The organism is Streptomyces yatensis (genome assembly GCF_018069625.1).
Taxonomy (GTDB): Bacteria; Actinomycetota; Actinomycetes; order Streptomycetales; family Streptomycetaceae; genus Streptomyces; species Streptomyces yatensis.
Map to the genome: position 1 here is coordinate 650,619 of NZ_CP072941.1, position 25,147 is coordinate 675,765.

General features: G+C 71.2%; 28 protein-coding genes. 19 read left to right on the plus strand and 9 right to left on the minus strand.

Annotated elements, in window-relative coordinates:
* Positions 1-10: 10 nt before the first annotated feature.
* Complete coding sequence (locus J8403_RS02770; protein WP_211121676.1) at positions 11-709, minus strand: SDR family oxidoreductase; 699 nt, start codon at positions 707-709, stop codon at positions 11-13.
* Between the two features lie 50 nt (positions 710-759).
* Positions 760-1,257, minus strand: coding sequence for a winged helix-turn-helix transcriptional regulator (locus J8403_RS02775; RefSeq protein ID WP_211121677.1), 498 nt, complete (start codon positions 1,255-1,257; stop codon positions 760-762).
* A 150-nt stretch (positions 1,258-1,407) separates the two neighbouring features.
* Here J8403_RS02775 and J8403_RS02780 point away from each other — a divergent pair, with 150 nt between their 5' ends.
* Positions 1,408-1,584, plus strand: a complete 177-nt coding sequence (locus tag J8403_RS02780; RefSeq protein ID WP_211121678.1) for a hypothetical protein — start codon at positions 1,408-1,410, stop codon at positions 1,582-1,584.
* A gap of 185 nt (positions 1,585-1,769) precedes the next feature.
* On the opposite strand, the gene J8403_RS02785 is transcribed toward J8403_RS02780, so the two are convergent.
* Positions 1,770-2,309, minus strand: a complete 540-nt coding sequence (locus J8403_RS02785; RefSeq protein ID WP_211121679.1) for a winged helix-turn-helix transcriptional regulator — start codon at positions 2,307-2,309, stop codon at positions 1,770-1,772.
* Between the two features lie 98 nt (positions 2,310-2,407).
* Here J8403_RS02785 and J8403_RS02790 point away from each other — a divergent pair, with 98 nt between their 5' ends.
* Both J8403_RS02790 and J8403_RS02795 read left to right on the plus strand, forming a co-directional pair.
* Complete coding sequence (locus tag J8403_RS02790) at positions 2,408-3,190, plus strand: SDR family oxidoreductase (protein WP_211121680.1); 783 nt, start codon at positions 2,408-2,410, stop codon at positions 3,188-3,190.
* Between the two features lie 62 nt (positions 3,191-3,252).
* A complete protein-coding gene (locus J8403_RS02795; protein WP_211121681.1) occupies positions 3,253-3,609 on the plus strand; it encodes a nuclear transport factor 2 family protein in 357 nt (118 codons plus the stop codon).
* A 45-nt stretch (positions 3,610-3,654) separates the two neighbouring features.
* Here J8403_RS02795 and J8403_RS02800 read toward each other — a convergent pair whose 3' ends face one another.
* Positions 3,655-4,680 carry a 2-hydroxyacid dehydrogenase gene (locus J8403_RS02800; protein WP_246585658.1) on the minus strand — a complete coding sequence of 342 codons (1,026 nt, stop codon included), beginning with the start codon at positions 4,678-4,680 and terminating at the stop codon, positions 3,655-3,657.
* Positions 4,681-4,925: 245 nt separating this feature from the next.
* Between J8403_RS02800 and J8403_RS02805 the strand changes: the two genes are divergently transcribed.
* Genes J8403_RS02805 through J8403_RS02830 form a run of 6 tightly spaced genes read left to right on the plus strand, consistent with a single transcriptional unit; the run spans position 4,926 to position 11,215 of the window.
* Positions 4,926-6,521 (plus strand): ABC transporter substrate-binding protein, encoded by a 1,596-nt coding sequence (locus tag J8403_RS02805; protein WP_246585659.1) that lies wholly within the window; start codon positions 4,926-4,928, stop codon positions 6,519-6,521.
* Position 6,522: 1 nt separating this feature from the next.
* The gene (locus J8403_RS02810) at positions 6,523-7,452 is read left to right on the plus strand and encodes an ABC transporter permease (protein ID WP_211121682.1); all 930 of its coding nucleotides are present in this window, start codon (positions 6,523-6,525) and stop codon (positions 7,450-7,452) included.
* 14 nt (positions 7,453-7,466) lie between these two features.
* The gene (locus tag J8403_RS02815) at positions 7,467-8,435 is read left to right on the plus strand and encodes an ABC transporter permease (protein WP_211121683.1); all 969 of its coding nucleotides are present in this window, start codon (positions 7,467-7,469) and stop codon (positions 8,433-8,435) included.
* The gene (locus tag J8403_RS02820; RefSeq protein WP_211121684.1) at positions 8,432-9,445 is read left to right on the plus strand and encodes an ABC transporter ATP-binding protein; all 1,014 of its coding nucleotides are present in this window, start codon (positions 8,432-8,434) and stop codon (positions 9,443-9,445) included. Before J8403_RS02815 ends, J8403_RS02820 begins: the two co-directional genes overlap by 4 nt.
* Positions 9,438-10,502 carry an ABC transporter ATP-binding protein gene (locus tag J8403_RS02825; RefSeq protein ID WP_211121685.1) on the plus strand — a complete coding sequence of 355 codons (1,065 nt, stop codon included), beginning with the start codon at positions 9,438-9,440 and terminating at the stop codon, positions 10,500-10,502. The genes J8403_RS02820 and J8403_RS02825 overlap by 8 nt, the downstream gene beginning before the upstream one ends.
* On the plus strand, positions 10,499-11,215 hold the full coding sequence (locus J8403_RS02830; RefSeq protein WP_211121686.1) for a sulfite exporter TauE/SafE family protein: 717 nt from the start codon (positions 10,499-10,501) through the stop codon (positions 11,213-11,215). The genes J8403_RS02825 and J8403_RS02830 overlap by 4 nt, the downstream gene beginning before the upstream one ends.
* Before the next feature lie 40 nt (positions 11,216-11,255).
* Here J8403_RS02830 and J8403_RS02835 read toward each other — a convergent pair whose 3' ends face one another.
* The 3 genes from J8403_RS02835 to J8403_RS02845 form a co-directional block, all read right to left on the minus strand.
* Positions 11,256-11,576, minus strand: coding sequence for a hypothetical protein (locus J8403_RS02835; RefSeq protein ID WP_211121687.1), 321 nt, complete (start codon positions 11,574-11,576; stop codon positions 11,256-11,258).
* A 54-nt stretch (positions 11,577-11,630) separates the two neighbouring features.
* A complete protein-coding gene (locus J8403_RS02840; RefSeq protein ID WP_211121688.1) occupies positions 11,631-12,326 on the minus strand; it encodes a DJ-1/PfpI family protein in 696 nt (231 codons plus the stop codon).
* A 146-nt stretch (positions 12,327-12,472) separates the two neighbouring features.
* Complete coding sequence (locus J8403_RS02845) at positions 12,473-13,504, minus strand: LacI family DNA-binding transcriptional regulator (RefSeq protein ID WP_211121689.1); 1,032 nt, start codon at positions 13,502-13,504, stop codon at positions 12,473-12,475.
* A 110-nt stretch (positions 13,505-13,614) separates the two neighbouring features.
* Between J8403_RS02845 and J8403_RS02850 the strand changes: the two genes are divergently transcribed.
* The 4 genes from J8403_RS02850 to J8403_RS02865 all read left to right on the plus strand — a co-directional run bounded on the left by J8403_RS02850 (position 13,615) and on the right by J8403_RS02865 (position 17,692).
* Positions 13,615-14,793, plus strand: a complete 1,179-nt coding sequence (locus tag J8403_RS02850) for a phytanoyl-CoA dioxygenase family protein (protein ID WP_211121690.1) — start codon at positions 13,615-13,617, stop codon at positions 14,791-14,793.
* 16 nt (positions 14,794-14,809) lie between these two features.
* A complete protein-coding gene (locus J8403_RS02855; protein WP_211121691.1) occupies positions 14,810-15,586 on the plus strand; it encodes an SDR family oxidoreductase in 777 nt (258 codons plus the stop codon).
* 82 nt (positions 15,587-15,668) lie between these two features.
* Complete coding sequence (locus J8403_RS02860) at positions 15,669-16,673, plus strand: Gfo/Idh/MocA family protein (RefSeq protein ID WP_211121692.1); 1,005 nt, start codon at positions 15,669-15,671, stop codon at positions 16,671-16,673.
* Positions 16,670-17,692 (plus strand): Gfo/Idh/MocA family protein, encoded by a 1,023-nt coding sequence (locus J8403_RS02865; RefSeq protein ID WP_211121693.1) that lies wholly within the window; start codon positions 16,670-16,672, stop codon positions 17,690-17,692. Before J8403_RS02860 ends, J8403_RS02865 begins: the two co-directional genes overlap by 4 nt.
* Positions 17,693-17,754: 62 nt before the next feature.
* Here the strand turns inward: J8403_RS02865 and J8403_RS02870 are convergent, their stop codons facing one another.
* A complete protein-coding gene (locus J8403_RS02870) occupies positions 17,755-18,366 on the minus strand; it encodes a TetR/AcrR family transcriptional regulator (RefSeq protein WP_211121694.1) in 612 nt (203 codons plus the stop codon).
* A gap of 231 nt (positions 18,367-18,597) precedes the next feature.
* On the opposite strand from J8403_RS02870, the gene J8403_RS02875 reads away from it, so the two are divergent.
* The 5 genes from J8403_RS02875 to J8403_RS02895 all read left to right on the plus strand — a co-directional run bounded on the left by J8403_RS02875 (position 18,598) and on the right by J8403_RS02895 (position 23,748).
* Entirely contained in the window at positions 18,598-19,155 is a 558-nt protein-coding gene (locus J8403_RS02875; protein ID WP_211121695.1) for a 2Fe-2S iron-sulfur cluster-binding protein, read from the plus strand.
* The gene (locus J8403_RS02880; protein ID WP_211121696.1) at positions 19,152-20,144 is read left to right on the plus strand and encodes an FAD binding domain-containing protein; all 993 of its coding nucleotides are present in this window, start codon (positions 19,152-19,154) and stop codon (positions 20,142-20,144) included. The genes J8403_RS02875 and J8403_RS02880 overlap by 4 nt, the downstream gene beginning before the upstream one ends.
* Positions 20,141-22,291 carry a xanthine dehydrogenase family protein molybdopterin-binding subunit gene (locus J8403_RS02885; protein ID WP_211121697.1) on the plus strand — a complete coding sequence of 717 codons (2,151 nt, stop codon included), beginning with the start codon at positions 20,141-20,143 and terminating at the stop codon, positions 22,289-22,291. Before J8403_RS02880 ends, J8403_RS02885 begins: the two co-directional genes overlap by 4 nt.
* A 195-nt stretch (positions 22,292-22,486) precedes the next feature.
* A complete protein-coding gene (locus tag J8403_RS02890; protein WP_211121698.1) occupies positions 22,487-23,020 on the plus strand; it encodes a ferritin-like domain-containing protein in 534 nt (177 codons plus the stop codon).
* Positions 23,021-23,040: 20 nt separating this feature from the next.
* The gene (locus J8403_RS02895) at positions 23,041-23,748 is read left to right on the plus strand and encodes a pentapeptide repeat-containing protein (RefSeq protein WP_211121699.1); all 708 of its coding nucleotides are present in this window, start codon (positions 23,041-23,043) and stop codon (positions 23,746-23,748) included.
* Here J8403_RS02895 and J8403_RS02900 read toward each other — a convergent pair.
* On the minus strand, positions 23,706-24,050 hold the full coding sequence (locus tag J8403_RS02900) for a hypothetical protein (protein ID WP_211121700.1): 345 nt from the start codon (positions 24,048-24,050) through the stop codon (positions 23,706-23,708). The genes J8403_RS02895 and J8403_RS02900 overlap by 43 nt on opposite strands.
* 204 nt (positions 24,051-24,254) lie before the next feature.
* Between J8403_RS02900 and J8403_RS02905 the strand changes: the two genes are divergently transcribed.
* Positions 24,255-25,121 carry an AraC family transcriptional regulator gene (locus tag J8403_RS02905; RefSeq protein ID WP_211121701.1) on the plus strand — a complete coding sequence of 289 codons (867 nt, stop codon included), beginning with the start codon at positions 24,255-24,257 and terminating at the stop codon, positions 25,119-25,121.
* Positions 25,122-25,147 lie beyond the last annotated feature (26 nt).

Here is a 25,147-nt window from a genome sequence, read left to right on the forward strand (position 1 = left end):
GCGCGACACCTCACCTGCCGGGTTCGGCGTGGAGGGGTTGCGACAAGGCGGCCTTGGCCTGCCTGGTCTCGTCGTCGGCGAGCACTTCCCATCGGTCGTTCGCCAAGGCTTCCATGGTCTGTTCCGCCACATCGGCCGTAGTGATCTTAGGCGCGTCCACCCAGGAGCTGAGGTCCGTGTCCACGAAACCGGAATGGACCCCCACCACGAGCGTGCCCTGTTCCTGAAGTCCCTTGCGCAGCGCATCCGTCAATGACCACTGGGCCGACTTGGAGGCGGCGTATCCGGGGAAGCCCGGCTGCCCGACCCAGGACGCCAGCGACAGCATGTTGACCAGCGCGCCACCGCCGTTGCGGGCGAGGATCGGGGCGAATGCCCGGGAAACGGCCCAGGTGCCGAAGTAGTTGACCTCCATCGCCTGACGGGCGGCCGCGAAGTCACCTTCCAGGAGTCCGGTGCCGGAGCCTCCGACGCCCGCGTTGTTGATCACGATGCTGACGTCGTCCGCGAGGGCAGCGGCCTCGGCGATCTGCTCCGGCTCGGTGACGTCCAGACGCAGCGGGGTGAGGCCATAGTCAACCACGGCGGCCGGATCGCGGACACCGGCGTAGACCTTCGCCGCGCCGTGCTCGAGCAGCGCCCGGGCGAACGCACGGCCGATACCGCGATTGGCCCCCGTGACCAGGGCGACTGATCCTTTGATGTCCATCGCGTTCTCACTTTCCTCTGGCTACATAAGAGAAGCCCGCTGGCGCAGCCTCAGCCCTCTGATCCGCGAGTGGCCACAAAGGCCACGTCGGCGCAGGGCACCTCACGGCCCTCCTCGTCGATGAACCCCACACTCACGGCCTCACCGGTGGAGCGTGTGCGCCGGAGGGACGAGGGGCCCGCGGGGCGGGGGCGGTGGCGGTCGCCCCACTGCTGCAGCGCGGCCAGCACCAGGCGCAGTTCCTCCCCGGCCTGCGTCAGGTGGTAGCTCTGCCGATGCCTACTGCCCGGCTCCTGATACGTCCGTGTCCGCAACACCCCGGCCTCGACGAGGAGCTTGAGCCGGGCGCTGAGCAGGTTCGGCGCGACACCGAGGGACGACTGCATCTCGGCGAATCGGTGCCTGCCCCCGAAGACTTCGCGCAGCACCAGCAGGGACCAGCGCTCACCCAGAATCTGGAGGCTCCGCTCGATGGAACAGGCCGGCTCGTCATCGATGGGCCCTGAGATCTTCTTCCCGGACGACACCGCACACCTCCCGCCGGACATGGCTCGATTCTCTGCTCATGAGCCTACACCCTAGATATAATTTTGCTATCCAGACCCACCGGAAGAGGACTGGATCTCGTCACCTACTTGACCGGTGACGCACGCGACTGCGACCATCGTTGGACCATCGAAACGACAAGGAACGATGCGATGTCGGATAAGCGGGAAGTGCCGGATGCCGCGGAGGCGGCGCGCCATGCCCGGTTCGGCAAGCTGCCGGAGCGGGTCCGCCTGGAGGACACTGTGGAGGAGAGGGCGGCGATAGCGCCGGACCCCGCGAAGGACACGTACAACCCCGACGAGTGGCTCGTTCGCTACTGCCTGTGAGTCCAGCCGCTCGCGCGAGTTCGCACGAGGGAGGATTTCCCGTGCCGACAGCCAGAGTTCTGAGGGCGAGCGCGGTGGCCGTGATCATCGCGGCCATCGCGCTCGGTTGCTTCACCCAGGTCTTCTGATCCGCGTTCCCCTCTCCGCCAGGCAGGGCCTCACCTCGGCGGGACGCCCGATCCCGATCAGCCGGGCAGGTCCCCGTCGCGCGCCTCTCGGGCGTGCGCGGGACGCTGCCGTTCCAGTTCGACGTACCGGGCACGCATCGCGTCGCTGGCGGCCGGCCCCGCGGTGAACACGAAGGCCTTGCCGTCGTCGAGGCTTCGGCCGGTGCGCGCGTCCACCACGACGGGTTCCACCTCCTCGCCGGTCCTGGCGTCGACCAGGATCATGGCGCGCTCCTCCGGCGCGAGGTGCTGATTGCCCCAGGCGGCCAGGGCGACGACCACGGGCCGCAGCGAATGGCCGCGTTCGGTCAGCACGTATTCATGGCGCACCGGGTTGGTCTGGTAGGGGCGCCGCTCCAGGAGACCGTCCGCCACCAGGGTCTTCAGGCGCGTGGTGAGCATGCTGGTGGAGATGTTCAGGCTCTGCTGGAACTGGTCGAAGCGCGTATAGCCGTCGAAGGCGTCGTGGAGGATCAGCAGCGTCCACCACTCCCCCACGTGCTGAACCGTGGTCGACAGCGGACATTCACGGTCCTCCAGCCTGATCCGGCTTGCCATCGTGGCGCCCTCCCGAGTTACTGCTAAAGTGAAAGTTACTTGCTTCTATTTTAGCAGTCGCAAGGGGCGCGCTCGCGTGCGTCCCGGAACGGACAGCCTTGCCCACCTCCCTCGATGACTCTCTCGCCGGCCGTCGCGCACTCGTCACCGGTGGCACCAAGGGCGCCGGAGCGGCGATCGCGGCCCGGTTGCGGACGGCCGGTGCGACCGTGCTGGTCACCGCCCGCTCCCAGCCCGAGGACGTCCCCGACGACGACTTCATCGGCGCCGACCTGACCACACCGGACGGCGTCGAACACGTCGTACGGGAGACGAAACGGCGCCTCGGCGGCACCGACATCCTGGTCCATACGCTCGGCGGCTCGGCCGCGCCCGCCGGCGGCTTCGAGGCGATGTCCGAGGAGATCTGGCAGCAGGAGCTCAACCACAACCTGCTCGCCGCCGTCCGCCTGGACCGCTCCCTGATCCCGGGCATGATCGAACGTGGCCGGGGTGCGGTGGTCCACGTCTCCTCGATCCAGCGCCGGATGCCACTGTGGAACGGCACACTGGCCTACGCCTCCGCCAAGGCGGCTCTCAGCACCTACAGCAAGGGCCTGGCGAACCAAGTGGCACCGCTCGGTGTGCGGGTGAACACGGTCTCCCCCGGATTCATCCAGACCAGTGCGGCGGACGCCCTCATCGACCGCATCGCCCAGCAGACCGGCGACCGGGAATCCGCTCTGGCGTCGCTCATGGATTCCCTCGGCGGCATCCCCCTCGGACGCCCCAGTCGCCCCGAAGAAGTCGCCGAACTCGTCGCCTTCCTCGTCTCCGACCGGGCCTCCGCCATCGTCGGCGCCGAACACATCATCGACGGCGGCACCGTTCCCGCGCTCTGAGCACCATCCCGACCGGGAACGGCCCGCAAACCATCCCTCAGAAAACCATCAGCGAGGCAGCCATGACCGACGACACCACCCCCTTCGACGCCACCGACCTGCCCGACGTCGTCAAGCGGTACCTGAAGGCACACAACGAGCACGATCTGCCCGCGGCGTCGGCCGCGCTGACGCCGGACGCGACCGTCATCGACGACGGCCGCACCTACGAGGGCATCCCGGCCATCGAGCGATGGCTGGACCGTGCCACCTCCGAGTACACCTACACCACCACGCTCATCGGGGCCGAGCAGGACGGCCCGGACCGCTACACCGTCACCCAGCGTCTCGAGGGTGACTTCCCCGGCGGCACCGTCGACCTTCGCTATCGCTTCCTCCTGGACCAGGGGCTGATCAGCCACCTCACCATCGCCCCCTGACGCACCGCGCCGTGGCGGCACCCGGTGCTTGAGCGGCCGTCCACGTCAGGCCGTCCGGCCACCGCCGCCGCCGGGCGTGGCGGCCCGCACACCACCGGCGCGCACCACGTTGCGGAGGGGCTCCCCGCGGTCCAAGCGGTTGATGTTGGCCGCGATATCCGTGGCGCGGGCCGCGAAAGTCTCCTCGGTGTGGCCCGAGTTGTGGGGTGTCATCACCACATTGGGCAGGGTGGCGAACGGCAGGCGGCTCGGCGCGTGCGGAGGGCCTGCCCACCACACGTCCAGGGCGGCACCGGCGATGGTGCCGGCCGAGAGCGCCTCGTACAGCGCCTCCTCCTGGACGACCGGGCCACGTGCCACGTTGACGAGGAGGGATCGCGGGCCCATCGCCGCGAGTTCGGCCGGGCCGATCAGCCCGCGGGTCGCGGGGCTCAGCGGAACGGTGACCACGACGATGTCGGATTCGGCCAGCAGGTCCGGGAGCCGCTCCGGGCCGCCCACCCAGTCGGGGCGCAGACCGTCCGGCACAGGGGCCGACGGGTCGCGGCGCACCGCCCGCACACCGAGCCCGACCGCCTGGCACAGCCGGCCGATCTCCCTCCCCGTCTCGCCGAAGCCGATGACTCCGACACGACGGTCCCGCAAGGTGTCCCCGAAGGGCAGCCCGGAATCCACGGCGACGTTCCGCCACCGTCCGGCGCGCAGCTCCCGGTCGGCGGCGAGCACCCGCCGGGAGAGCATCAACACGCACATCAGGACGTGTTCGGCGATCGACCTGCCGTGGTGGTGGGTGTTGGCCACGGTCACCTCCGGCCCCAGCGCCTCCAGGGGGGTGCCGTCGTAGCCCGCGCCGACGACATGGACGAGGCGGAGCCGGCCGGCTCGCCGCGCGTCGTCCTCGGTGAGCTGGGAGCCCACATACACATCGGCGGTGGCGATGGCGTCGGCGATCCGCGCCGCGTCCCAGTCGCAGGCGTCCAGCCACTCATGCGGGCCCTCGATCCGCGCCCTCAGCCGCTCGGTGAACCTGCTCAGGATCCGGTGGTTGAGCATGATGCGCATACTGGCCATGACCGCCGTCCTCATATGTAGCCGCTGTCTTCATTTCTGCACGGCCCCATACAAGCTGTCAATGCTTCAGAAGTTCCGACCATCGCCCGCTCCACCTGGGCTTGTTGTCAGATCTCTTGACGTCCCGGCACTCCCGGTTTAGCTTCGGCGTCCACAAATACAGACCGGGTACGCAAGTGTAGACAGCCAAGTCGACTGTCGTTCTCGGGCGGCAACCCGCCACCACCCTCGGAGATACGCCGACGATGAAGTCCTCCGTACCCTCCAGTCCGCGCCCGGAACGGGGCCGGGCCCATACAGTTCTCGCCCTTCTGGCCACCAGCACGATGCTGCTCACCAGCGCGTGCGCCGTGGCGAACAGTGACACGGCGGGTGATGCCGGCAGCGCGGACGGGCGCACCCTTCGGGTGGTCCTCACCCAGGAACCGCCGACGCTGGAGCCCTGTGAGTCATCGCTGACCGCGACCGGTGTCGTCGTCCGCTCCAACATCACCGAACCACTGGTGGAACGGGACCCCACCTCGGGCAAGCTGGAGCCACTGCTGGCGACCGGCTGGCGGCAGACGAAGCCCACGACGTGGACCTTCGACATCCGCCCGGGGGTGACCTTCCAGAACGGGCGGCCGTTCACGGCGAAGGACGCCGCGTTCTCCATCGACCGCGCCGTCAACTCCGATCTCGCGTGCAATGTGGACGGCTATGTCTTCGGCGACGCGAAACTCGACGTACGCGCCGTCAGCCCCACCCGGCTGACCGTCACCACCGAGAAGACCGACCCCATCCTCCCGCTGCGGCTCAGCTTCGTCGAGATCGTGCCGCGCACCACCGACACCAAGGCCAAGGTGCGCATACCGATCGGGACCGGCCCCTACGCCGTCACGTCGTGGCAGACCGGTGTCTCGATCTCCCTTGCCCGCAACGCCGATTACTGGGGGAAGGCTCCGGCCTATCCGCGGGCCAGGTATGTCTGGCGGAGCGATGCGAGTGTCCGCGCGGCGATGATCGACAAGGGCGAGGCCGATATCGCGACGGCCCTGGACCACACGAGCGCCGACAAGGGCAACACCGTCGCCTACCCCAACAACGAGACGACCGCCCTGCGTCTGGACGGCCGTGAGGCGCCGCTCAACGACATCCGGGTGCGCAAGGCGATCGGCCTGGCCGTCGACCGCAAGGGCATCATCGGCGCTCTTCTCGGCGGACTGGCCAAGCCCGCCGCGCAATTGGTCCCGCCCGGCGTGGTGGGCCACAACGACGACCTCGCCCCCGCCCCGTACCAGGAGGCCGCCGCCCGGGCGCTGGTGAAACAGGCGGCCGCCGACGGCGTCCCGGTGCACCGGCGGATCACCCTCGTCGCACGCAACGGCATGTTCGCCGGTATCGCGGAAGTGACCGAGGCCCTGCAGTACGAGATGGCGCGGGTAGGGCTGAACGTGAGGATACGCATGGCGGACACCGCCACCCATCTTCAGTACCAGCTGCGTCCGCTGCCCCGCGGTGTCGGGCCGGTGGCGCTGCTGATCATGCACGGCAACCAGGCCGGGGACGCGGCCTTCACCACGAGTCAGTACCTGCAGAGCGACGGCCCCCAGTCCACCTTCGGCACCAAGGACCTCGACCGGCGCATCGCCGCGGCGGACGCGCTCTCCGGCAAGGCCCGGCAGAAGGCGTTCGCCGATGTGCTCGCGTACCAGAACACATCGATCGCGCAGTACGCCTACCTGGCCCATATGCGCGGACTGCTCGGACTGTCACCGTCGGTGCGGTACCGCCCGGACTCCGCCACCGGGGACGAGATGCGGCTCTCCGAGGTCACTCCGGCGACGGCGGGGAGGCGCTGATATGACGTCCTTCCTGCGCAAGCGCATCGTCTCCAGCGCGATCCCGCTGGTGTTCGTGGTGCTGGGCGTGTTCTGCCTGGCACGGCTGACCGGCAGCCCCGTCGATCTCTACCTCCCGCTGAGCGCGACTGCCCAGCAGCGCGCGGAATTCTCCGCCGCCCACGGCTTCGACGACTCCATTCCGGTGCAGCTGTGGGACTACCTCGCCCATGCCGCACAACTCGACTTCGGCACCTCGCTGCGCACCGGCGAGTCGGCCGGTTCGATGGTGCTCAAGGCGTTTCCCGTCACGCTGCAACTCGCCGGGATGACCATGCTCCTGGCGATTCTCGGGGCGCTGCTGGTCGGAAGCCTCGCCGCCTACCGGCCCAACTCGCTCATCGACCGGATCGCCGGTCTGCTGTCGATGACCGCGGCCAGCATCCCCGACTTCTGGTTCGCGATCATGGGTGTGCTGGTCTTCGGCGTGGGTCTGGGCTGGCTGCCGACCTCCGGCACCCTGGGCGGCCCCGAGATCTGGGTGCTGCCCATCGCCACCCTGCTGATCCGTCCGTTCGGCGTACTGGTGCAGGTGGTGCGCGGCAGCATGGTCGGCGCGCTGTCCGCGCCCTATGTCAAGGTCGCGCGCAGCAAGGGAGCCGACCCCAAGCGCGTGGTGTTCGGACACGCCCTGCGCAACTCCATCACGCCCGTGCTGACCGTCGCCGGGGATCTCACCGTCGGTCTGGTCAACGGGGCGGTGATCGTGGAAACGATCTTCGGCTGGCCCGGGATCGGCAAGCTCATGATCGACTCGATTCTGCAGCGCGACTTCGCGGTGTTGCAGGCCGCCGTCCTGATCACGGCGGTGACGATCTTCGCGCTGAACATCGTCATCGACGTCTGCCACGCCCTGATCGACCCCCGAGTGCGCCAGGCGGTGCCGGCGTGAGCGAAGGAGCCACCATGACCGAGCCCGCCGATCCCGACGGCCGTCCCTCCGGCGAGGCCGCCCCGTCCCCCACCCGGCCGCCCCGCTGGTGGCTGCTGCTCGGCCGGGACCGGGGCGCGGCCGTCGCCGCCGTCGTCCTCGTCGCGGTGTTCCTGGTCGCGCTGTTCGGCCGGCTGTTCATCGGGGACCGAGCGGTGCGGCAGGACCTCCGCGCCTCGCTGCGGCCGCCCTCCCTCGACCACGGCTTCTACGGGCTGCTGGGCACCGATGTGCTGGGACGCAGCGTGCTGGCCCGGCTGGTGGACGCCGCCGGGACGACGCTGTCGGTCGCGGTGCCCGCGGTGCTGTGCTCGCTGCTGATCGGCTCGGCGCTGGGACTGTGGGCCGGATACCACGGAGGGACGCGCGAGAACGTGGCGATGCGTGTCGCCGATGTGATCCTCAGCTTCCCGTCCCTGCTGATCGCTGTCGTCGTGCTGTATGTCTTCGCACCCAGCGCGATGAACATCGTGCTGATCCTCGCCATCGCGCGGGTCCCGGTCTATCTGCGCACCGCCCGCGCGGAGTCGGCCGAGCTCAGGAGCCGGCTGTTCGTCGACGCGGCCCGGACCTTCGGCACCCCGAGCCGGAACATCATCTACCGGCACATTCTGCCGATCGCGCTGCCCACACTGCTGACCGTGGCCACGCTCGACTTCTGCTTCGTCATGCTCACCGAATCGTCCTTGAGTTTCCTCGGCATCGGCATCCAGCCCCCCGATGTGAGCTGGGGGCTGATGGTGGCCCAAGGGCGCCAGTACCTGCAGACGGCCTGGTGGATCGCCGTGCTGCCGGGCTTCGCGATCGTGCTCACCACGGTGTCGGCCACGGTCCTCGCCGCCTGGGTCCGCCTGGCCACCGACCCCGCCCAGCGCTGGCGGCTGACGCTGCCCCGGAAGCGGCGCGGCAACCGCGCCGCCGTTCCCTCGGAGATGATCGCGTGAAGCCCTCCACCCTGCCCGCGCCCGCCGCGACCGGCGATCCCGCACTCGAGGTCGAGGGGCTCTGCGTCGATCTGCGGACCCCCTCGGGCACTCTCCGTGCCGTGAACGGCGTCGGCTTCAGCGTGCGCAAGGGGCGCACGCTGGCGCTGCTGGGCGAGTCCGGCTGCGGCAAGTCGATGACCGCGCTGTCCATCGTCGGGCTGCTCGACCCGACGGCCGAGGTGGCGGGCGGATCCGTGCGGGTGTCCGGCACCGACGTGCTGCGGCTGGGCCGGGCGGGGCGCAGAAAGCTCGCCGGTCCCGTGCTGTCGATCGTCTTCCAGGACGCGCTGACCGCGCTCAACCCCGTACAGCCGGTCGGCAGGCAAATCGCCGAGCCGTTCCGCATCCATCGCGGGCTGTCGCGCCGCGATGCCCGGGAGAAGGCGATCGAGCTGATGACCCGCGTCGGCATCCCCGAGCCACGGCTGCGGGCGCGCGCGTATCCGCATCAGTTCTCCGGCGGTATGCGCCAGCGGCTGCTGATCGCGATGGCCGTGGCGCTGGACCCCGATGTGCTGATCGCCGACGAGCCCACGACCGCGCTCGATGTCACCGTGCAGGCGCAGATCATGCGGCTGCTGCGGGATCTGCAGACCGAGCGGGACATGGCGCTCGTGCTGATCACCCACGATCTGGCGGTGGTCGCCCAGCGCGCGGACGATGTCGTGGTGATGTACGCGGGCCATGTGGTGGAGACCGGCCCGGTGGCGGAGGTCTTCTCCCGGCCCCGCCACCCGTACACCAAGGGATTGCTCGACTCGGTGCCCGAACACGCCGTCAGGGGCGGCCCGTTGCCCGCCGTACCGGGGAGCCCGCCCGAGCTCGGCGCGGTCCCGTCCGGCTGCGTCTTCCAGGCCAGATGCCCGCTGGCCGAGGAACGCTGCGCCCGGGAACGGCCGCCTCTGCTGTCCGTCGGGGCCTCGCGTTCGGCCGCCTGCCACTTCTCCGAGGAGCTCGACCGTGCCTGAGACGCCCCTCACCGACACCACGGCCGCGGGCCCACGGGCCGATGGCCCGGCCACTCCCCCGCCCCTGCTCGAAGTCCGCGGTGTGACCAAGTCGTTCGGCCATGGCCGCCGGCGCCTGACCGCGCTGGACGGAGTCGATGTGCGGGTCGAGCGCGGGGAGACCCTCGGGCTGGTGGGCGAGTCCGGCTGCGGCAAGTCGACCCTGGCCCGAGTGGTGCTCGGGCTCGAGCGGCCGGACTCGGGGACGGTGCGCTTCAACGGCACCGATCCGTTCACCCTCAAGGGCAAGGACCTGCTGGCCTGGCGGCGCCGGGTACAGATGGTGTTCCAGGACCCCTTCGCCTCGCTCAACGCCCGGATGTCCGCGGCCGATCTCATCGGCGAGCCGTGGCGCACCCACCGCGACATCGTGCCCACGGCACAGGCGCGGGAGCGACGGGTCCGTGAGCTGCTGTCGCTCGTCGGGCTGCGGGAGAGCGACGCCCATCGCTACCCGAACGAGTTCTCCGGCGGGCAGCGGCAGCGCATCGGCATCGCCCGCGCGCTGGCCCTGGACCCCGACCTCATCGTGTGCGACGAGCCCGTGTCCGCGCTGGATCTGTCGGTACAGGCCCAAGTGCTCAATGTCCTCTCCGAGCTGCGGGAACGGCTCGGTGTCTCCTACGTCTTCATCTCCCATGACCTGTCCGTGGTCCGGCATGTCTCCGACCGGGTGACGGTGATGTATCTGGGCAAGGTCATCGAACACGGCCCCACCGAGGACGTCTTCGACCGCCCCCTGCACCCCTACACCGCCGCCCTGATGTCCGCCGCGCCCACGCTCGACGTCTCCGGGCAGGCCCAGGACGACGACGAGATCCTGCTGCGCGGGGAGATCCCCTCCCCGTACGACATCCCGTCGGGCTGCCGGTTCCGCACCCGCTGCTGGAAGAGCGAGGCCCGGTGCGCCGAGCTCGCCCCTCCGGTCGTCACCCGTGACGGCGCGGCGGAGCCCGGGCGGGAGCCGCATGCGGGCCTGTGCCACTTCCCGCTGGGCACCGGGCCGACGGAAGTATGAGCCCGCCCGAGTTCACCCTGCTCTTCATCACGGTGGCGATCGGGTCGCTGCTGCAGGTCTCCATCGGCTTCGGGCTCGGCCTGCTGGCCGCCCCGGTGATCGCGATCTTCGACCCTTCGCTCACCCCGGTGGTGGTCCTGCTGCTCGCCACCGGGGTCACGACCGCGGTCCTGGTGCTGGAGGGCGGCCACCTGGACCTGCGAGGCGCGGGGTGGGCACTGGCCGGGCGGGTGCCGGGCGCGGTGGGCGGCGCGGCGCTGGTCGCCGTGCTGCCCGCCCGGCAACTCGCCCTCCTCGTCGCCGTGGTCGTCCTCGCGGGCGTCGCGGTGAGCCTGCGCGGTTTCGTGCCGGCGCCGCGACGGCGTTCGGTGCTGCTGGCCGGCCTGATGTCGGGGCTGATGGGCACGGCGACCTCCATCGGAGGACCGCCGATGGCCATGGTCTGGCAGCGCCTGAGCGGGCCGCGGCTGCGCGCCACGATGAGCGGGTTCTTCCTGGCCGGTTCCGTGATGAGCCTGGCCGTCCTGGCGGCGACCGGAGCGGTGCACACCTCCAGCCTGTGGCACACCGCCCTGCTCGCCCCGGCCGCGGCGATCGGGGTGCTGCTCGCCCGCCCGCTGGCGAGCAGATTGGACATGCGGCGCACCAGGGGCGTCGCCATGGTGCTCGCGGTGGCGAGCGCGACGGTGCTGGTGGTCCAGCAGTTCGTCTGAGCCGGGCCGCATCTCCGCTACAGCCCCGGGCTCGGAGGCCTCAGCCCTCCGCTGCCACGGGGGCGGCCCGGCGCTCTCCGGTGACCTTGGAGGAGGGCAGCCGCCCGGCCTTGGAGGTGCCGGTCATCGTCTCGCCGTCGACCGTCATCGTGAACGCGAGGTTCAGACGCATGGGCCTGGTGATGGCCTGACGCCAGGTGAGCTGGTCGCCCTCGAGTGCCACATCGACCAGCGGGACCTCCTCCCCCGCACCGCGGGCCGTACCGGTCAAGGTGCCGTCCTCGTCGCGGAATTCGGCCACCGCCTTGATCCGGCCGATGGGGGTGGACATGGACAGATCCCAGGTGCCTTCAACGGACATGGTGGTGTGCTTCCTCAACGTGGGTCGGGGCGGGTTGCGCCGGGGGCGGTGTGGTCACAGGGCGACGGGCGAGGGCCCGTGGTGGCGCCAGGGGGTGCCGCGGCGCTCGTAGGCGAACAGCTCCTCGACGGCGTGGGCGATCCGCGGCCCCAGCTCGCGCTCCAGCAGATACAGGCCCAGATCGAGCCCGGAGGTGACACCGGCGCCGGTCACGAGGTCACCGTCGTCGACGACCCGGGCCCTGACCACGTTGACACCGGTGGCGTCCAGCATGTCCAGGCCCATGTGGTGGGTGGTGGCGTAGCGGCCCTCCAGCAGACCGGCCATGGCCAGGACGAGCGAGCCGCCGCACACCGTGGCGACGGTCACCTCCGGACGGTCCATGGCCGCCTTCAGCAGCCCCGGCAGGCCGGTGTTCACGGCGCGGCCCAGAGTCACGGGAATGAGTTCGTGCTCCCGCCACTCGCCCGGGTCCGCGTCCGCGTCGAGATCGGGGACCTCGCCGGGTTCTCCGATCCGGCCGGCCGCACCGGGGACCACGACCAGGTCCGCCGCCGCGGGATCCAGGGCGGCCGTGGCGCGCAGCGGCACACCGCCGACCCCGCTCACCACCTCACGCGGCCCCTCGGCGGACACCAACTCGGCGCGCAGCGCTCCCCCGGCGGCCATGCCACCGGCGACCAGCACTTCGAAGGGAGCGAGCACATCGAGGAGGTCGAAGCCGTCGTACAGGACGATCTGGGCGAGCATGAAATGTTCCCTCACATGCGGTAATGGCCAGTCTGTCTGGCCCTGTTCCGACGCTATGCGTGGGCGGAGACGGCTCCCAGTGGCACGAGGGACATGGTTCAACGGAATATCGCCAAGCGGACCGGAGGGTGCCGATGGCGGGCGTCTCAGGCCGCGTCGGACGGCATGTTGTACGGCGTGACGACCTGGATGGGCGAGGGCAGGACGGGGCCGTCGTCGGGCAGGGCCCCGTGGGCCCGCATGATGATCTGGCAGGCGCGGCGCATGTCCTGGCGCAGGTCGTGGTGGAGCACCGCGGACAGCCGGCGCTCGCGCAGCAGCCGGGTGTTGTCGTGGTCGAGGTCGTGGGCGATGAACACCTCATAGGCGCGGCCCAGTTCCTCGAAGGCGTGAATCGTCGCGGTGTTGCCGCCGCCGATCGAGTAGACCGCCCGGATCTCCGGGTCGTGGCGCAGCGCCCGCAGGACCAGCTCGCGCTGGGTGGCGTCCAGACCGTCGCTGTCGGTGACCTCGACCAGTGTGCGCCCGGGATGGGCGTTGCGCAGGGCGCTGCGGAACCCCATCTCGCGTTCCTCCTCCCCACGGAAGAAGCCGCGGCTGATGGTGGTGAGCACATTGCCCGGGCGGTCGCCGAGCCACTGTCCCAGAAGGTACGCGGCGGTGGCACCGGCGGCGCGGTTGTCGATGCCGACGTAGGACCGGCGCGCGCTGCCGGGCAGATCGGTCACCAGGGTCACGACCGGTATGCCCACGGCGGCCAGGCGCCCGACGGCGGCCGTGACCTCCGGGACGTCGGGCGCCTTCAGGACGATCCCCTGGGATCCGCCGCGCTCGGCGATGCGGTCCAGGGTGGCGATCAGCTCCTCGACCGGACCGGTCTCGCGGAAGTGGAAGCGCGACCGCATGACCGCGGGGCGCAGCGCCGGCAGCTCCGCCTCCAGGGCGGCGCGGACGGCCAGGGAGAAGCGCTCCGGTGCCTGCATCACGATGTCGATCATGAAGGTGCGGCCGCCGATGCGGAGCTGGGTCCGCTGCCGGTCCAGGTCCTTGATCGCCTGGTGGACCTCCCGGCTGGTGCTCTCGCGCACGCCGCCCCGGTTGTGCAGCACCCGGTCGACGGTGGCCTCGCTCAGGCCGGCCTGCCGGGCGATCTCCCGGATCGGATACGGATGGGACATCGGCGTGCCTCCCTGAGGGGTTTTTGATGGGCTGCTGAGCATTGCCCGATGCTCGGCCGATCACAACACTGACAGAAAGCCGCAGCCCACGGGAAGGATCGGAAAGCATCATGTCCCTCGTAGCTCCGAGGTCTCCTGCCTGGTTCAGTGAGGCCGACTGCAGTCTCGACGCCTTCCGCGCCCTGGTCGAGCGGACCACCGACCCCGGCGACCACCCCGGCGCCGACGCCGTGGAACAGAACGTCCCCCTCTACGACGGCGAGCGCCTGCGCGCCCGGGCCGCCACGGCACACGGCCGCCGGGAGGCGCAGGCGGAACTGGTGGACGCCCTGCTGGACGGCCCCGGCATCGTGGTGTTCAAGGGCGCCTTCCCCGACCCGTCGGTCCTCGACCGGGCCACCGAGGCGTTCACGACGCTGATCGAGGACGAACGGGCGGCGGGTTCCGCCCGCGGTGACCACTTCGCCAGGCCCGGCACCAACGACCGGGTCTGGAACGCGCTGGAGAAGCTGGCCCTGAGCGCACCGGAGGTCTTCGCCGACTACTACGCCAACGACCTCCTCGCCCTGGTGGCCACCGCCTGGCTGGGCCCCGGCTACCAGATCACCTCACAGATCAACCAGGTCAACCCGGGCGGCGCGGCGCAGAGCGTGCACCGCGACTACCACCTCGGCTTCCTCTCCGAGGCGGCGGCCGCGGCCTATCCGGCCCATGTCCACCGGCTCTCCCCCGTGCTGACCCTGCAGGGCGCGGTCGCCCACTGCCCCATGCCCGTCGAGTCCGGCCCGACGCTCTACCTGCCGTACTCGCAGGCGTACGAGCCCGGCTACCTGGCCTGGCGCCGCCCGGAGTTCATGGACTACTTCGCCGAGCACCACGTCCAGCTGCCGCTGGAGGCGGGCGACGCGGTCTTCTTCAACCCCGCGCTCTTCCACGCCGCCGGACACAATCGCTCCACGGACATCCGGCGGATGGCGAACCTGCTGCAGATCTCCTCCGCCTTCGGCCGCGCCATGGAGACCGTCAACCGTGCGGCGGTGGTCGACGCCGTCTTCCCCGTGCTGCGGCGGCGCAAGGCGGACGGCGCCTCCGGGGACTGGCTGCACAACGTCGTCGCGGCCTGCGCCGAGGGCTACCCCTTCCCCACCAACCTCGACCTCGACCCGCCGGTCGGCGGCCTCGCCCCGGACTCCCAGGCCGACCTCGTCCGGCGCGCCCTGGAGCGGGACTGGACCCCGGACACCCTGCGCGCCGCACTGCGGGCCGCCGCCGAGCGCCGCGAGAGCTGAAGGAGACGGACCGCTCATGGGACTGCTGCAGGACAAGATCGTGATGGTCAACGGCGGCAGCCAGGGAGTCGGCGCCGGCATCGTCCGCGCCGCCACCCGTGAAGGGGCCACGGTCGCCTTCACCGGCCGCCGCCCCGACGTCGGCGAGCCACTGGCCGGGGAACTCACCGCCCAGGGGGCCACCGCCTCCTTCGTCCGCGCCGATCTGGCCGATCCCGCGCAGGCACGGGGCAGCGTGGCGGAGGTGGTGGCGGCCCACGGCAGGATCGACTGCCTGGTCAACTCCGCGGGGCTCACCTCCCGCGGGACGCTGCTGGACACCACCCCGGAGCTCTTCGACGCGCATATCGCGATCAATCTGCGCGCCCCGTTCTTCGCCATGCAGGCCGCCGTCGCGGACATGGTGGCCAGGAAGGCTCCGGGCACCGTCGTCAACATCATCTCCAACTGCGCACACGGCGGGTATCCGTTCCTGGCGCCGTACTCCGCCGCGAAGGCCGGGCTCGCGGGCCTGACCCGCAACGCCGCCCACGCGCACCGCTGGGACCGGGTCAGGATCAACGGCCTCAACATCGGCTGGACCGAGACCGAGGGCGAGGACGCCGTCCAGCGCGCCTTCCACGGCGCCGGCGACGACTGGCGCGACGAGGCGGCCCGCGCCCAGCCGATGGGCAAGCTCGGCCAGGTCGACGAGATCGCCGATTTCGTCGTCCTGCTGCTCTCCGACCGCAGCGGCGTCGTCACCGGCTCGGTCATCGACTGGGACCAGATCGTCGTCGGCGGACTCGGCTGATCCGCCGCGCCGCACCCTCACAAGCGGCACCGCCGAAAACCGCTCCGCCACAACCCGCACCGTCAGAAAGGGCAAACTCCTCATGCGTATCGGCATCATGGGCCTGGGCCGGATCGGCGCCTTCCACGCCGAGACCCTGTCCACGCTCGACGCGGTGGACTCCCTCGTGGTCACCGATCCGGTCGCCGCGGCCGCCACCACCGCCGCCGAGCGGTTCGGCGCCCGGGCGGTCGCCTCGCCGGAGGCCCTGCTCGCCGCCGGTGTGGACGGCGTCGTGATCGCCGCCGCGACCGACGCCCACCCCGAGCTCATCCTCGCCGCCGTACGGGCGGGCGTCCCGGTCTTCTGCGAGAAGCCGGTGGCGCGCACGATCGAGGAGAGCCTCGACGTCCTGCGCGCGGTGAAGGACAGCGGCGTGGAGGTCCACATCGGCTACAACCGGCGCTTCGACCCCGGGTATGTGGCGGCGCGGAAGGCGGTGGTCAGCGGTGAGCTGGGGCCGCTGACCACCGTGCGGTCCACCACCTTGGACCCCGAGCCGCCTCCGGCCGCCTATGTGGCCGTCTCCGGCGGCATCTTCCGCGACTGCGCCGTGCACGACTTCGACACCATCCGCTGGATCACCGGCCGCGAGGTCACCGAGGTCTACGCGACGGGTGCCAACCGCGGCGCCGAGTACATCGCGGCCGCCGGAGACGTGGACACCGCCTCCGCCCTCCTCACCCTGGACGACGGCACCCTCGCCGTGGTCTCCAACACCCGCCACAATCCCCGCGGTTACGACGCGCGCCTGGAGCTCCACGGCATGACGGACAGCATCGCCGCGGGCCTGGAGGACGGGCTGCCGCTGCGCTCCGTCGAACCGGGCGCCACCTTCCCCGGCGGCACACCGCACCACTTCTTCATGGACCGCTTCGCCACCGCCTACCGGGCCGAGCTCACCGCCTTCACCGAGGTGACGGCGGGCCTGCGGCCCTCCCCCTGCACCGTGGCCGACGCCGTCGAGGCCGGCTGGATCGCCGAGGCATGCACGCTGTCCCTGCACGAGCACCGCCCCGTGAGCATGGAAGAGGTACGGAAGGCATGACGACAGCCGAGCCGCTGCGCATCGGGATCCTGGGCGCCGCCCGGATCTCCGCGCTCTCCCTCGTCGGCCCCGCCCGTGCGGGTGGCCACCGGCTCGTCGCGGTGGCCGCCCGCACCCGGAGCCGGGCCGATGCCTTCGCCGCCGAGCACGGCGTCGAGCGCGTCCTCGGCTCCTACGCCGAGGTGATCGGCGACCCCGAGGTGGAGGTGGTCTACAACCCGCTGGCCAACAGCCTGCACGGCCCGTGGAACCTCGCCGCCCTCGCCGCGGGCAAGCACGTCCTGAGCGAGAAGCCCTCGGCGAGCAACACCGAGGAGGCCACGGAGGTGCGCGACGCGGCGGCCAAGGCGGGCACCGTCTTCATGGAGGGGTTCCACTACCTCTTCCACCCGGTCACCCGCCGCCTCCACGAACTGCTGGATTCCGGGGAACTCGGGGAGTTGCGGCATGCCGAGACGATGGTCGCCATGCCCGCTCCGCCCGGGTCCGACCCCCGCTGGTCCCTCCCGCTGGCCGGGGGCGCCCTCATGGACCTGGGCTGCTACAGCCTGCACGCGCAAGCCACCCTCGCCCCCTGGGCCGGCGGTCCCCCGCGCCTGGTCACCGCCCGCGGCGGCGCACGGCAGGGCGCACCGGACGTCGACGAGTGGCTGGACGCCGAACTGGCCTTCCCGGGCGGCGCCACCGGGTCGGCCCGCTGCCATATGGCGTACGGGGACTTTCGCATGAGCCTGCGGATCGTCGGCTCGCGGGGCGAGGCGACGGCCGTGAACTTCGTCCAGCCCCATCTGGACGACCGCGTCCTGGTGCGCACGGGCACGGGTGAGCGGACCGAGGAGCTGGGCAAGCGCTCGTCGTACACCTACCAGCTGGAGGCGTACGCCGCTCGGCTGCGGCACGGCGCGCCGCTGCCACTGGACGCGGAGGACGCGCTGACCACCATGTCCCTGATCGATGAGTGCTACCGCACCGCCGGGTTCCCGCCCCGGCCGCGCACCGCGCCTCCCACCTCGGGCTGATCCCGCACGCACGGGGGCACGGTCCCGGCCGTGCCCCCGTCGGCCTGTCCCCGACCGCCGGCTCAGCTCTCCGTGTCGGCCGTCGGCCCCCGCCGGGCCGCCGCGGGCGCGCCCACGCGCAGTCCGTCCATGACCAGGTCCAGCAGCCGTCTGGCGCGCACCGGCCCCTCGTCATCGGGGCTGATCTGCCACAGACCGGAGATGGCGAGCAGGAAGTCGTCGGTGGTCACGTCCGGGCGGATCGTGCCGACCTCCTCGTTCGCCTTCAGCAGAAGCGCCACGGCCTCGGTCAGCTGGCCATGTCCGGGTTTCTTCTGGCCGCAGGCGGTACTGAGGGCCTTGTGCAGCGCGTCGGCCAGACCGGCCTTGGCCAAGGCGAACCGGGCGAGGTGCCCCATCCACTCCCGCAGCGCCTGATCGGGCGCGCGGGTCCGGAGCAGCTCGGCCGCGACGTCCGCGACCTGCAGCATCTCGTGGCGGTAGATCTCCAGCACGAGGGCCTCGCGGCTGGGGAAGTTGCGGTACAGCGTTCCCTGCCCGACGCCCGCCTTCTTCGCGATGGCGCTCAGGGGGACATCGGCCGAACGGGTCAGTTCCGCCAGCGCCACTTCCAGGATGCGCTCGCGGTTGGCCTGCGCGTCCGAGCGCAGACGCGCGTCCTTCTCCACCCGCACTCGTCCTCCTTCCGGACACCTCAAAAGCGCCGACCTTGCCGACCGGACAGCTGTCCGCTAGGTTTCATGCACAGCGGACAAGTGTCCGTTTAGGTCCACCTTACCGGCTGAAACGGCCCGTGGGGATGGCCGGAACCGAGCGCCGACCGGCATTCTCACGCATTCCCACCCCCCGGGACCTCCTCATCGGACGACTTCGACGCGCACCACATCCGCGAAAGAAGGCTGATCATGGCCCCATCGACGTCCAGCGTCATCACGCTGACCATCAATGGCGAGAAGTACACGCTGCCCGTCGACCACCGCACCACCCTGCTCGACGCCCTGCGTGAGCATCTCGATCTCACCGGTACCAAGAAGGGCTGCGACCAGGGGCAGTGCGGGGCTTGCACGGTACTGCTCGACGGCCGCCGGGCCGTCTCCTGCCTGCAGCTCGCGGTGGCGGCCGAGGGCCGCGATGTCACCACGATCGAGGGCGTGGCCGACGGCGACCGGCTGCATCCGGTACAGCAGGCCTTCCTCGACCTCGACGGCTACCAGTGCGGCTACTGCACCCCGGGGCAGATCTGCTCCGCCCTCGCCGTGATCGAGGAACACGCGGCGGGCTGGCCGAGCGCCGTCACCGACGACGTCCGCCCCGAAGCGGGGCCCCCACCACTGACCGCCGATGAGATCCGGGAGCGGATGAGCGGCAACCTGTGCCGCTGCGGCGCGTACGTGTCGATCGTGCAGGCGGTCGCGCAGGCGGCCGAGGCGCAGGCGACCGGGACCGAGGAGGCCGTCGCATGAAGGAGTTCGGCTACCAGCGCGTCCTCGACGTCCCCGAGGCGATCGCCGCACTCGGCGCCGACCCCGACGCACGGTTCCTCGGCGGCGGCACCAATCTGGTCGATCTGATGAAGACCGGCATCGAGCGGCCGGGACGCCTCGTCGACGTCCGCGAACTGCCCCTGGACGGCATCGAGGCGACGCCGGACGGCGGTCTGCTCATCGGGGCCACCGTCACCAACAGCGATCTCGCCGCCCACCCCGAGGTACGGCGCCGCTACCCGGCCCTCGCCCAGGCCGTCCTGGCCGGTGCGTCCGGGCAGCTGCGCAACATGGCCACCGTGGGCGGGAACCTGCTCCAGCGCACCCGCTGCGGCTACTTCACCGATGTGGCCGGGCCCTGCAACAAGCGCCTCCCCGGCAGCGGCTGCCCGGCCATCGAGGGTGAGCACCACAACCACGCGATCCTCGGCGCCTCCGAGCACTGCGTGGCCACCCACCCCTCGGACATGGGGGTCGCGCTCGCCGCCTTCGACGCCGTCGTACGGTACGAAACGGCCGACGGGCCGGGCGAGTTGCCGCTCGCGGACTTCTATCTGCCCGTGGGCGACACCCCGCACCTGGAGACGGCGCTGCCCTCCGGCGCGCTGATCACCGGCGTCACCCTGCCCCCGGCCCCGGTCGCCGCGCACTCCCGCTACCGCAAGGTCCGCGAGCGCGCGTCCTACGCCTTCGCGATCGGCTCGATCGCCGCCGCCCTCGACGTCCGGGACGGCGTCGTGCACGAGGTCCGCCTCGCCTTCGGAGCGGTCGCCTCCCGGCCGTGGCGGGCCCTGGAGGCCGAGCGGGCGCTGACCGGAGGCCCGGCGACCGCCGAGGCGTTCGCCGCCGCCGCGGACGCGGAACTGGCCGCCGCCGAGGCGCTGCCCCACAACGGATACAAGGTGCCGCTGATGCGCAACCTCGTCGTGGCCCAGCTGACCGAACTCGCCGAGGAGGCCGCCCGATGACCACGACGACCGGAACCACCACGACGACGGGGGCTCTGGGCACCGCGCGCACCCGCGTCGAGGGCAGGGAAAAGGTCACCGGGGCGGCCCGCTACTCGGGCGACATCCCGCTGCCCGAACTCGCCCACGGCTGGCTGGTGTTGTCCACCATCGCCCGTGGCCGGGTCCGCTCGGTCGAGGCCGACACCGTCCTGGCCATGCCCGGTGTCCTCGCGGTCCTCCACCATGAGAACGCCCCGCGCGTCAGCCTGGACTACATGGGCATGATCGGGCCCCCCGACCCGATCATCGGGGTCTTCCAGCACGACCGTGTCCCCTTCCGGGGCTGGCCGGTGGCGCTGGTCGTCGCCGAGCGGCCCGAGCAGGCCAGGGAGGCCGCGGAAGCGCTGGTGGTCCAGTACGACCAGGAGTCGCACGACATCGACTTCTTCGCCGGACACCCCGATGTGTACACCCCCGGGGACTCGCCGTTCGGTGCGGCGGAGACGACGAAGGGCGACATCGAGGCCGAACTCGCCGCCGCCACGTTCGTCGTGGACGCCGAGTACACCACCCCGGAAGAGCACCACAACCCCATGGAGCCGCACGCGGCGACGGCCCGCTGGGACGGCGGCCGGCTCGAGGTCCTCGACTCCAATCAGGGCACGACGTACGTGGCCGGTGAGCTCGCGCAGATCTTCTCGCTCGACGCGGAGTCGGTGCGGGTCCGGTCCGAGCACGTCGGCGGCGGCTTCGGCTCCAAGACGGTCCGCCCGCACCAGGTGGCCGCCGCCATGGCCGCGACCGTCCTCGACCGTCCGGTCCGCGTCGTCATGACCCGCCGCCAGATGTTCTCGACCATCGGCTATCGCAGCCCCACCGCGCAGCGGGTCCGGCTCGGCGCCGACGCGTCGGGGCGGCTGCGCGCGCTCGACCACCGGTCGGAGTGCGTCACCTCGACCGTGCACGAGTTCATCGAGCGCAGCGCCACGGTGGGGCGCGTGATGTACGACGCCGAGGCGCACCACACCAGCGACCGGGTCGTACGGCTCGACGTGCCGACCCCGACCTTCATGCGCGCACCCGGCGAGGCACCGGGCTCGTTCGCGCTGGAGTGCGCGCTCGACGAACTCGCCGAGGCGTCCGGCATCGACCCGATCGCGCTGCGCGTCCGCAATGAACCCGACCGGGGCCCCGTCTCCGGCCTGCCGTTCAGCAGCCGCAATCTGGTGGCCTGCTACGAGGAGGGCGCCCGCCGGTTCGGCTGGGCGGACCGGGATCCGCGTCCGGGGCTGCGCCGCGAGGGACGGTGGCTGCTCGGCACGGGTATGGCGGCGGCCAGCTTCCACTCCGGGGCCGGCCCGTCCACGGCGGGCGTGACGGCCGAGGCGGACGGCACCTTCACCGTGCGCATCAACGCGGCGGACATCGGGACCGGCGCCCGGACCGGCATCGCCCTGGTGGCCGCGGACGGGCTGGCCGTGGATCCGGACCGGGTCCGGGTGGTCATGGCGGACAGCGACCTCGGCCCGGCGATGATCGCCGGTGGCTCGATGGGCATGCGCTCCTGGGCGTGGGCGGTGTCGATCGCGGTGCGCGAGCTGCGCGAGCGGCTGGCCCTGGGCGGCGACATCCCGCCCGAGGGGATCACCGCGCGGTCCGACACCGCCGAGGCGATCGGCGCCCTCGCGCAGAAGGAACGGCACTCCTTCGGGGCGCAGTTCGCCGAGGTGGCCGTGGACGTCACCAGCGGAGAGGTCCGGGTGCGGAGGATGCTCGGGATCTTCGCGGCGGGCCGGATCGTCAACCCGCTGACCGCGCGCAACCAGCTCGTCGGCGGGATGACCTGGGGCATTTCCATGGCCCTGCACGAGGAGGCGGTGCGGGACCGGGCCTCGGGCGGCCATGTCGGCCCGGACCTCGCGGGCTATCATTTCGCCGCGAACGCCGATGTGCCGCTCATCGAGGCGGACTGGGTGGACGACCCGGACCCGGACGACCCGGTGGGCATCAAGGGCGTCGGTGAGATCGGCATCGTGGGAGCCGCGGCGGCCATCGCCAACGCGGTGTGGCACGCCACCGGCGTCCGCCACCGCAACCTGCCGATCCGCCCGGACCGGGTCCTGTCGGCGGGGACGAACGTGCCGGAGTCCGGCCACGGAGGCTGACCCCGCCCTCGACTGATCGGCGCCGGCCGGGCCCACAGCCCGGCCGGCGCCGAAGTCTCAGCCCCGTTCATCGGCCGGATACCGCCGATCGGCTGGCGCTGTACGGCGATCCAGTCATCTTCCCGCTCCGCCCGATGCCCTCCGGGCCATTGCGGGGAACACTCGCCCAACCCGAGAAGAGCAGAGAGGGCACTGATGAGCGACGACTTCGTGCTGGACGTGACCAGGATCCGCGACGAGGCACGCCGCAAGATGGCGGCCGGACCGGTGACGGACACCTACGGTCTGGACAAGGACCGGGTCATCGGCATCCTCAATGACGTCATCGCCACCGAGGTGGTGTGCTGGCTGCGCTACACCCGCCACGCCATCTCCGCCAGCGGGATCGACCGCGCCCAAGTCTCCTCGGAGTTCACCGAGCACGCGAGGGAGGAGATGCAGCACGCGCTGCGCGCCGCCGAACGCGTCTCCCAGCTCGGCGCCGACCCCGACTTCGACCCCGCCTCGCTGGCCCGGCGCGCCCACACCGACTACACCACACCACCGGACAACGACCTGAAGGCGATGCTGGAGCACAATCTGCTCGCCGAGCGCATCGTGATCGCCAGCTATCAGGAGATCATCCGGTGGCTGGGTGAACACGACCCCACCACCCGCCGGCTGATGGAGTCGATCCTGGAGGAAGAGGAGGAGCATGCCGACGATCTGGTGGACCTGATCGGCGTCTGACAGCCGTGGTGGGTCGGCCCATGACCACGCGTTGGCCCCGTTCGCTCTCCTGCCTCATCGTGACCGTCCTGTCGTCCGCCCTGCTCGCCGGATGCGGGGAGCACGACGACCATGGCCGGAGCTGTTCCGGCCGCACGGGCAAGGATCTCTCCAGCCGCACCGTGGCCGGTGGCGATCTGTGGCAGAAGAAGCTGCGGTGCGTCAACCTCGAACGGTCCACCCTGACCGGGCTGGTGTCCGAGGCCAATCTGCGGCGCGGCAATCTCTACGCGGCGCGGCTGGTCGGGGTGTCGCTGGAGAACGTCGATCTGCGGGGCGCCGACCTCCGGCGGGTGGACCTCGGCTCCGCCACCCTCTCGCAGGTCGACCTGCGCGGCGCCGATCTCCGCGACGCGAGGCTCGACAGGGGTCTGCTCACCGACGTCAGCCTGGAGGGCGCACAGCTGGACGGCGTGGAGCTGCGGGCGGCGTCCCTCACCCATGTCGGCCTCAACGGAGCAGATCTGGCCGGCGCCGATCTGGCCGGCGCCACGGTGTCCGACTCCGATCTGCGCGGCGCGCGGCTGCGGGATGCCGACATCTCGACGACGACCTGGGAGAACGTCCTGTGCCCGGACGGCTCGCGGTCGAGCGCACGGGATTCCTGCGCCGACCATCTGAGCCGGGCCGAGTCCCGGGCGGTGGGTCAGTTCCCCGCACCGTCGGCCGCCTTGCCGGATTCGCCCTGAGACGCCTTCTGCGCGACACGGTGTGCCTGCTCGAGACCTGCCATGTAGGCGTCCAGGTAGTCGGCGTCCGACAGCCGGGCGCACGGTCCGGGGACGGGGTGGGAGCGGACCGCTCCGCCCTTGTGGGCGGCGGCGCGGTCGGCGATGGCATCGACACAGCGCTGGGTGACCTCGGCCTTCTCGGCGGCGGCCGGGGTGCCGCTCGGGTCGCTCTTGTCGCCCGTGTCACCACCGCCGGAACAGCCGGTCAGCAGCAGGGTGATGGCGATGACGGCCGCGGCTTCGAGGGTACGGGTGCGCATATGTCTCCCAGGGGCGTCGATGGTGGGGTGCATCATGCGGCGCCGGGGCGGCGAGGTGGGAGAGCCGGGTCACCGTTGTGATGAAACGGTGACCGAACGGGCGTACAGGGCGATCCCGCGCACCCGACCGGAGCGGGCACAGGATGTCGGGTCGGGCAGGGTGCGGACTTCCTAACGTAAGGGGCGTCAGGGAAGGAGACCGAGGTGCTGGAGCGGCTGAACGAGGCCCTGGAACACATCGAGTCGCATCTCGATCAGCGGATCGAGACGGCCGAGTTGGCGCGGATCGCGATGACGTCGGAGTACCACTTCCGCCGGCTCTTCTCCGCGCTGGCGGGGATCCCGCTGTCGGAGTACATCCGGCGCAGGAGGCTCACCATCGCGGGGGCCGAGGTGCTCGCCGGGGAGCGGACGCTCCTGGAGATCGCGGTGCGCTACGGCTACGGGTCGGGCGAGGCGTTCGCGCGTGCGTTCCGGGCCATGCACGGGGTGGGGCCGGGCGACGCCCGGCGGGCAGGTGCCGTACTGCACTCCCAACCGCGGATGTCCTTCCGCCTCGTTGTCGAAGGGAGCAGCAGCATGCGATACCGGGTCGTGGAGAAGGAGCGATTCCAGGTGGTCGGCAAGAAGGTCCGGGTCCCGCTCGTCCATGAGGGGGTCAATCCGCGGATCGCGGAGTTCATCCGAAGTATCGACCAGGAGACGCTGGAGCGGATCGCCGCCCTGTCCGATCAGGAGCCGGAGGGGATCCTGGGAGTGAGCGACAACCTCGACCCGAGCCGGGCGGAGGGCACCGAACTCGACTACTACCACGCGGTGGTGACGGGGGCCGCCGCGCCGGAGGACCTGGACGAGCTGGTCGTCCCGGCGGGGACCTGGGCGGTCTTCGAGAGCTCCGGGCCGTTCCCGCAGGCGCTCCAGCACTTGTGGCGGGACGTCTTCACCCAGTGGTTCCCGTCCAACCCGTACCAGAGCAGGCCGGGGCCGGAGATGCTGCGCACCCGGCTGTCGCGGGACGCGGCGCGGGCGGACGCGGAGCTGTGGATCCCCGTGGAGCGGACCGCGGTCTGACACTCCGCCCGGCCGTCGTGACGGCC

Coding starts and splice junctions, on each gene's coding strand:
- J8403_RS02770 (WP_211121676.1), bottom strand. CDS start 709: ATGGACATCAAAGGATCAGTCGCCCTGGTCACGGGGGCCAATCGCGGT.
- J8403_RS02895 (WP_211121699.1), top strand. CDS start 23,041: ATGACCACGCGTTGGCCCCGTTCGCTCTCCTGCCTCATCGTGACCGTC.
- J8403_RS02835 (WP_211121687.1), bottom strand. CDS start 11,576: ATGTCCGTTGAAGGCACCTGGGATCTGTCCATGTCCACCCCCATCGGC.
- J8403_RS02775 (WP_211121677.1), bottom strand. CDS start 1,257: ATGTCCGGCGGGAGGTGTGCGGTGTCGTCCGGGAAGAAGATCTCAGGG.
- J8403_RS02845 (WP_211121689.1), bottom strand. CDS start 13,504: ATGTCCCATCCGTATCCGATCCGGGAGATCGCCCGGCAGGCCGGCCTG.
- J8403_RS02800 (WP_246585658.1), bottom strand. CDS start 4,680: ATGGCCAGTATGCGCATCATGCTCAACCACCGGATCCTGAGCAGGTTC.
- J8403_RS02900 (WP_211121700.1), bottom strand. CDS start 24,050: ATGCGCACCCGTACCCTCGAAGCCGCGGCCGTCATCGCCATCACCCTG.
- J8403_RS02840 (WP_211121688.1), bottom strand. CDS start 12,326: ATGCTCGCCCAGATCGTCCTGTACGACGGCTTCGACCTCCTCGATGTG.
- J8403_RS02855 (WP_211121691.1), top strand. CDS start 14,810: ATGGGACTGCTGCAGGACAAGATCGTGATGGTCAACGGCGGCAGCCAG.
- J8403_RS02795 (WP_211121681.1), top strand. CDS start 3,253: ATGACCGACGACACCACCCCCTTCGACGCCACCGACCTGCCCGACGTC.
- J8403_RS02890 (WP_211121698.1), top strand. CDS start 22,487: ATGAGCGACGACTTCGTGCTGGACGTGACCAGGATCCGCGACGAGGCA.
- J8403_RS02865 (WP_211121693.1), top strand. CDS start 16,670: ATGACGACAGCCGAGCCGCTGCGCATCGGGATCCTGGGCGCCGCCCGG.
- J8403_RS02805 (WP_246585659.1), top strand. CDS start 4,926: ATGAAGTCCTCCGTACCCTCCAGTCCGCGCCCGGAACGGGGCCGGGCC.
- J8403_RS02875 (WP_211121695.1), top strand. CDS start 18,598: ATGGCCCCATCGACGTCCAGCGTCATCACGCTGACCATCAATGGCGAG.
- J8403_RS02780 (WP_211121678.1), top strand. CDS start 1,408: ATGTCGGATAAGCGGGAAGTGCCGGATGCCGCGGAGGCGGCGCGCCAT.
- J8403_RS02830 (WP_211121686.1), top strand. CDS start 10,499: ATGAGCCCGCCCGAGTTCACCCTGCTCTTCATCACGGTGGCGATCGGG.
- J8403_RS02880 (WP_211121696.1), top strand. CDS start 19,152: ATGAAGGAGTTCGGCTACCAGCGCGTCCTCGACGTCCCCGAGGCGATC.
- J8403_RS02785 (WP_211121679.1), bottom strand. CDS start 2,309: ATGGCAAGCCGGATCAGGCTGGAGGACCGTGAATGTCCGCTGTCGACC.
- J8403_RS02850 (WP_211121690.1), top strand. CDS start 13,615: ATGTCCCTCGTAGCTCCGAGGTCTCCTGCCTGGTTCAGTGAGGCCGAC.
- J8403_RS02885 (WP_211121697.1), top strand. CDS start 20,141: ATGACCACGACGACCGGAACCACCACGACGACGGGGGCTCTGGGCACC.
- J8403_RS02815 (WP_211121683.1), top strand. CDS start 7,467: ATGACCGAGCCCGCCGATCCCGACGGCCGTCCCTCCGGCGAGGCCGCC.
- J8403_RS02810 (WP_211121682.1), top strand. CDS start 6,523: ATGACGTCCTTCCTGCGCAAGCGCATCGTCTCCAGCGCGATCCCGCTG.
- J8403_RS02860 (WP_211121692.1), top strand. CDS start 15,669: ATGCGTATCGGCATCATGGGCCTGGGCCGGATCGGCGCCTTCCACGCC.